Genomic DNA, 502 nt, shown 5'->3' on the forward strand with positions numbered 1-502 from the left:
CCGATGGCCGCTGGTTACTACTGGAATTGCTGCATCACCTGATTGGTGACCATACCACGCTGGATGTGATGAATCGCGAAGTACAAGCGTATCTTACCGGTCAGGAAGACGGCCTGCCTACGCCGGTGCCGTTCCGCAATCTGGTGGCGCAGGCCCGGTTAGGTATTAGTCAGGAGGAACATACCCGCTTCTTTACTAACATGTTGGCGGCGGTGGCTGAACCCACGTTGCCGTTTGGGCTGGCGAACGTGCATCATGATGGATCTCAGGAGACGGAATCCTACCGGATGCTGACTACCGGGTTAAATGACCGTCTTCGCCATCAGGCCCGGCATTTGGGTGTCAGTCTGGCGGCGCTGTGTCATCTGGCCTGGGCCCAGGTATTATCACATACCAGTGGTCAGGAGAAAGTGGTGTTTGGTACCGTGCTGTTTGGGCGCATGGCGGCGGGAGAAGGGGCTGATAATGGGATGGGGCTGTTTATCAATACCCTGCCGTTACG

The 502-nt window shown here is 56.6% G+C and carries 1 protein-coding gene; it reads left to right on the top strand.

The features are described 5' to 3' along the window. Positions 1-502 (top strand): condensation domain-containing protein (locus C5471_RS23610; RefSeq protein ID WP_166296681.1); only part of this gene is annotated, 502 nt, incomplete at both ends.

The organism is Photorhabdus tasmaniensis (assembly GCF_011189505.1).
Classification (GTDB): domain Bacteria; phylum Pseudomonadota; class Gammaproteobacteria; order Enterobacterales; family Enterobacteriaceae; genus Photorhabdus; species Photorhabdus tasmaniensis.